We start from the raw sequence: 6,064 nt of genomic DNA, 5'->3' as shown, positions 1-6,064 counted from the left end.
TGAGTTGATATATGAATTTGTGTATTTTATTATATAGTGTATTTAAAAGAAGGAGGTGGACGGATCTTTATTCCTAACAAAAAAGTCCTTTCGAATAATCCGGCTTTGAGAGATTGTTTTGGAAAAATTTTACTTTCGCATACAGCAGACATTTTATATTTATTCTGTAATACTCCTTGCTTTTCTTTAAAAATATTACTTATGATAATAGCGATATTTCTTGATTTCTTATTAGAAACTACAACAGAGCTTTCATTTTCAGATATGTATGCTTCCGGTTTGGAAATCAATTTTAAAGCCTTCTTTTCTGTTTTTCTAGTTTTAGGTTTTTTTAGAGTTTTAGCAAAAGAGGTCTGTGGTGATTTTTTTAGAGGAGGAGAAGAAAACACAACCACTTTGATATTGGAAATTTGCTCCAGATTATGTACTGCAGTGTTGCCTTCTACATATAATGGAACCGGAATATTTTTTCTCTCTGTTTGAAAAAGAGTACTGTCCTTTACATTTAAACTTCCACATGCTCCTATATATAATTGTGCATTGGTAGTATAAAAGAGCATAGCAAAAGAAGCATCCTGGATGCTTTTTTTATACTGTAACGGCTTTTCTTTAAATACATTTTCTCCTCTTAAGAATTAAGATGCAAGAGTAGTCTTATTTTAACCTGTAATAAAGGAATGAAATACCCTGCAGATACTTTGTAAGTATACTTACACATACCAAATAGATACTCTAAAAAACCAATAAAAATTTAAACCATTAATAGCAACTTACAACGAAAGAACGTATTTTGATTTTGGATCTTGATACTATTCTCAAAATGCAGAACTGAGCAAAGAACATTATAGCGTATATCTCATATTAAGATGACAAAGACTAAAATTTATGGTATGTGAAAATCAAACTTTAGTAAAATGAATCTTACATTTGATTATATTTTACTTTTGATAATTCCTGTGAAAAGAATGAGTAGTAGACCTGCTACGATATATCGTAGTTTTATGAGGTCTGTTATTAAAAATTAATAAAAATGTAGGTGCTGTCAACAGAAATACAATTGATGAAAAAACGGAATTAGCCGTCAAAAATACTTGAAAGGAAAAGACAATTAGAGAAACAAGCGCTATACTATATCAGATAGTCTGGCATCACAGGAGGGTGGATTATCTTTGGTAGATCAGCTCACCTGTTTAAGCCATGATGCGGGAGAAGCCAGAGTATGGTTAAACTCCTGCAGTAGAAATACAGCATACAGGGGAAAAATAATCTGTTGTAAAACATCGTCTCCAATAAGGCTGACAATGAATTTAGTTGGCTTCATTTTTGCAATTTTATGATAAAAAATCATAAGAAATATTAAAATTATAACATGTGTCTACTATTAAGGTTAAAATATAAGAGATTATTCCTGGGGCTTTTAATAGTTTTAGTATTTCTGAACGGATGTAATAAAAAGAATAATATTACTGACATAAACCTTGCCTTAAACAAAAGTGATAGACTTAGGTTAGAGGGAAAAAAGAAAGAGGTTATATCTCTTAATAATGAAATAATCAAACTTTCAAAAGAAGAAAATTATAAAAAAGGGGAAGCTTTAGCCTATATAAATCTTTCTAATATATATGGGACCATCGGAAATTATAAATTAAGCCAACATTTCTTAAAATTAGCTGAAAAAATAGCTTTCGGAATCAATGACAATTTTGTCTACACAAGATTATACCATGAATATGGGCAAATGAACTATGTCATAGGATTGACATCTACTGCTCTAAAATACAATTCTAAAGCGATCTATTATGGTAACAAATTAGATGAAAAAGGATGGTTGTTAGGGAATATATATGAACAGAGAGCTGATTTTCTGCTTAATACCAATAAAGATTCTGCCCTCCACTATTATCATATGGGTTTTGATGTAGATCCTTCTGCTCTTAATAGTGCCTTAATAGGCAATTATCATCTACGGCAGACAAATAATCTGGATTCCGCTTCATTTTATATTAATAATGCGCTCATATTATTAAAAAAGAAGGATAATTTAACAATAAGACCTGGTACTATATACTTTTATTATGCTGAATTATGTTTTAAACAAAAAGATTATACAAAAGCTTTAGAGTTTTATGAGAAATCTCTTGTAATCTTAAAGAAAACAAGAAGAATAAATAAACTGCCTGAAGTATATCAAAAAACTGCACTAGCGTATAAAAAACTTAATCAATTTGAAAAGGAGAATGAATATTTAACAAAATATAATCAACTGAGCGACAGCCTAAAAAGATCTGGAAATGAAGCAATAGACATTTCAGTAAGTGAAGCAATAGAAAAGAATGACTATTCGATTTCTAAATACACAACACTTTATCTGATTATCTTTCTTTCGATTCTGGGAGTACTTGTTATTTTATTTTTCAAATACACAAAAAAACAAAAAAATAAAGATTCTTCTATTCCTATATTGGAAGAAAAAAAACCAGAACACAGAAGCACAATACCTAATGAATATTTTGCCGAGTTGCTTAGTTTAGCAAAAAATAATGACATTAAATTTCTCAATAGATTTGAGGAGACGCATCCTACTTTCTTTCAAAACCTTTTCAAACATAACTCTGAACTGACAAGATCCGAATTATCATTATGTGGGATGATCCTACTTGGTCTTTCTTCAAAAGATATTGCTGATTTTTCATTTATCCAACATCGATCAGTACAAATTAAAAAGGGAAGATTAAGAAAAAAACTTAATATTTCTTCTGACGTTAATTTATATAATTTCTTTAAAACTTTAAACTAGTTTATCTGATATTTTATAATAGATGGGACATGTATATTTTGAGAATCACTGTCGAAATATGACAACATCCATTTAATAATTTACACAGAAACCGAAGTAGAATTTACAAGCTACTCAATAATTAATAAGCGAAAAATATCTAGCCTGCTTTACGGCTAGATAGCATAATCGTTTTATTAAACTATTCTATTTCATCCATAGAATTAATTTGAAGTAAATAGATTTAAAATCTATTCAAGATGCTTCAAATTGAATTTACTATAATTCCCAAAGCATTTTGAACATTGATGCATTTAAATTAAATCCCTGTCGTACATTTTTATTACAATATTTATACGTGTAAATACATGGGCATGTATAACAATACCCCTAAAATTTAATGTCCAAAAATCAGAACTATTTGGATATCTCCCTCAATGGACCAGATTGATATCATAAACCATCGGAGGTTTTAAATAGTAAAAAAAATCATAAAATATGAAATTGAAGACTTCACTTTTTGACCGCAAATAAACTTTCATCAATGAATAAACATGTAGTTATTTATTTATCAGAATAACCAGATCCCCAATATTTAATGAAAGAAGTCATTTATCTAAAATGATAGGATACAAGACGTAATCGCTATATGAAATATTAATAAAACAAAGCCTAGACGGCGCTGAATAAGGGTCGATGTATTTGTGTTGTACTTATGTTGTATACTTTTTTTTGGCAATATTTGTCTATAAAAATACCTTTGCATCACTAAAACACAGGTCTATTATAATAATAATGAATTACAATACTGATTAGAACTTCCAGTGTAGTTATCATTAGCTAAATTCCAGTAAATAAATCCCGAATTCTTAAAGAGATTCTAAAAACACGAATATCTATGAAATCGCTTTTGAGCTGCCTCGAATATTAATTGAATACCTTATAATTAGAAACTTTTACAATATTAATAATTTTTAAATTCAAATGTATGAAAAAACAAATTTTAGTAATGACAATCTTACTTGCTTCTGTTAGTTATGGTCAAGAAATTCGTCCAAAAGCATTAGGCTCGGATAGAGATAAGCATGGCTGTATAGGTTCGGCAGGCTACACATACTCACAAATCAAAAAAGACTGTATCAGACTTTTTGAACAAAAGATACTGCTCAAAGAAACTGACCCTAAAGGAAGTTATGCATTAAGCGCAGCTATAGCTTTCAGTGAGGATGATAAAAAAGCCGAAATCTTTCTTCCTTCATCTAAAGGAAGTGTAATACTTTCCAGAACAGCGTCATATAAAAGCACAAGTGTTTATAAAAAAGGAGGACTCACACTTATTAAAGATAAAGAAAATTACACCCTAAAGAAATCTAAAAAAATAATATTTAATCTATAGAAGTATTTAACAAATGAACCTGTTTAAACTTTTTTGCAATAAAGAGTTTCCAGAAAATTAGCAATTTTGGATTGCAATTTAAAAGAACTAAAAATCTGGAACTCATAAGCAAAGATAAACTGGAAAAATGGATTTTAAATATCACTTGGAGAAATCTACAGAAGGTATTAATATACTTAAATGTACCAATAATAGCATTACGTCATATTCCCAACGTTATACTATCCTGCTATATAGTACTTTTCAGATGTTTACCTTACAAAATTATTCTTGTAATTCTGATACATTTAAGTAGATCATTGTCTGAAATTAATAGGATATTTATGATCGCAGGTATTCTACCTACAATGCAGAGATTATAAACTTGAAAGAAACTATTGAAAGATTGAGTGCTAATAGAAGTCTTGCATTTCGAATACTGGAAAATAAATTGGATCTGTTACCTACGTTTATGATTCATTGGAAACACTTCAAAAAAGGGAATTTGCAAGCTTGGTGTTCGACAACAACCTTTATTATGAAAAACGAATCTATCGAACATGATGGACATACTGTCGCATAATCACTTAAAAGTGATGGATAGAATATTGCTTATATACAAAAAAAAAGAGGATCTTTTATTAAAAGACCCTCTTAGCGGAGAGAGAGGTAAAACCACCTATTCTTTAAATCTCTTTATTCATCGACATTTCCTGAAATTGAAGCTCAGCTACTCACCGAATTAATCACTTTTGAAATGTAGGTTTTTGATTCATTTTGTTTACCAAATATAAGAAAATATATTTTAAATATTTCAGGAAAAACTGTATTTGTAGAATACTATGTTTTTATAGAGACTATCAAAAAGGTAGGTAACAAGTAAATACTTACTACATACTTCTATCTGGGGGAATAAATTTTAAAGCTATCAATGTATCTAATTTATTGATATATAGATTTTTATTCTCCACAGAGTGAGGAATGTTTATTTTTTATAGAAGTTAGGTGAAAAATCAATATTTTTATACGTTAAAAATATTATTAAACAAACGCTAGCTTAAAAATACTGCTCAAAATTGATTGGTCAAAAATAGAATTGTAAATTATATTTCTAAGCAATTGAAAGTAACATCTTTCAGAACTACTAATTATCTGATAATTTTGAAAATTTAGTATCATACTAAATAGATAAATTTTCTCTTTAAGAGTATAAAAATAAACAAATGATGTTGAATGGCAAAAACAACTACACCTCAAGAACAACGTGCTGTAGGACCACAATCAATAGGATTTGATTATCAGTTCTATTACTTTATGTATTTATCACTCAAACTAAAACATGGGCAAAAAATTGGCTATGAGGTAAAGGATGATATTCACATCGATAAAGAAGATGGCTCTACAATATTGCTTCAAGCGAAGCATTCAACAGTCGAAAAAGCTGATGGATCTATACAGAATTTAACCACAATGGATCTTGACATGTGGAAATCATTAAATAACTGGGCTTTGTTCATCAATAGTGCTGAATCAAAATCTGATTTTTTAGGCAGTCATTCTTTTATTTTGGTAACCAATAAATCCGAAAACAATAATGAGTTTATTTCTAGTCTTGCTCAATTCAATGAGGATCTAGATGTCAATACAATTATTGAAAAGATAAAAAGTTTAGAAAAATCTACTACAAGTAAAACGTTACAAGGCTATATTAATAATATTTTAAAAATTGGTAAGAGATCATTGATAGTCTTTTTCTTGAAGTTATCAATTGAAACAGGTGTTGATGCAGGGCAAACGCATCATAAATTAACCTGAGTTCGGGATAAGCAACTGATAAAAATTTGTAAGAAAAAGTAATAATTCGTATATTTAAGTTTCTGACATTCAAATATTTAAATGAATTATTACTATGA

At 29.0% G+C, this 6,064-nt stretch carries 5 protein-coding genes; 4 read left to right on the top strand and 1 reads right to left on the bottom strand.

Features of this window, described 5'->3' with window-relative positions:
* Positions 1-36: 36 nt before the first annotated feature.
* Positions 37-483: a hypothetical protein gene (locus tag HHL23_RS22085; RefSeq protein ID WP_169236899.1), complete on the top strand. Its 447-nt coding sequence runs from the start codon at positions 37-39 to the stop codon at positions 481-483.
* 694 nt (positions 484-1,177) lie between these two features.
* On the opposite strand, the gene HHL23_RS22080 is transcribed toward HHL23_RS22085, so the two are convergent.
* Complete coding sequence (locus tag HHL23_RS22080) at positions 1,178-1,321, bottom strand: hypothetical protein (protein ID WP_169236898.1); 144 nt, start codon at positions 1,319-1,321, stop codon at positions 1,178-1,180.
* 48 nt (positions 1,322-1,369) lie between these two features.
* Here HHL23_RS22080 and HHL23_RS22075 point away from each other — a divergent pair, with 48 nt between their 5' ends.
* The 3 genes from HHL23_RS22075 to HHL23_RS22065 all read left to right on the top strand — a co-directional run bounded on the left by HHL23_RS22075 (position 1,370) and on the right by HHL23_RS22065 (position 5,966).
* Positions 1,370-2,797 (top strand): LuxR C-terminal-related transcriptional regulator, encoded by a 1,428-nt coding sequence (locus HHL23_RS22075; protein WP_169236897.1) that lies wholly within the window; start codon positions 1,370-1,372, stop codon positions 2,795-2,797.
* Between the two features lie 967 nt (positions 2,798-3,764).
* A complete protein-coding gene (locus HHL23_RS22070) occupies positions 3,765-4,172 on the top strand; it encodes a hypothetical protein (RefSeq protein WP_169236896.1) in 408 nt (135 codons plus the stop codon).
* A 1,212-nt stretch (positions 4,173-5,384) separates the two neighbouring features.
* Entirely contained in the window at positions 5,385-5,966 is a 582-nt protein-coding gene (locus HHL23_RS22065) for a hypothetical protein (RefSeq protein ID WP_169236895.1), read from the top strand.
* Positions 5,967-6,064 lie beyond the last annotated feature (98 nt).

It is taken from the genome of Chryseobacterium antibioticum (genome assembly GCF_012927325.1).
In the GTDB taxonomy this organism is placed as follows: Bacteria; Bacteroidota; Bacteroidia; order Flavobacteriales; family Weeksellaceae; genus Chryseobacterium; species Chryseobacterium antibioticum.
The sequence above is the reverse complement of the archived record's forward strand: the minus strand, read 5'-3'. Positions and strand labels throughout refer to the sequence as shown.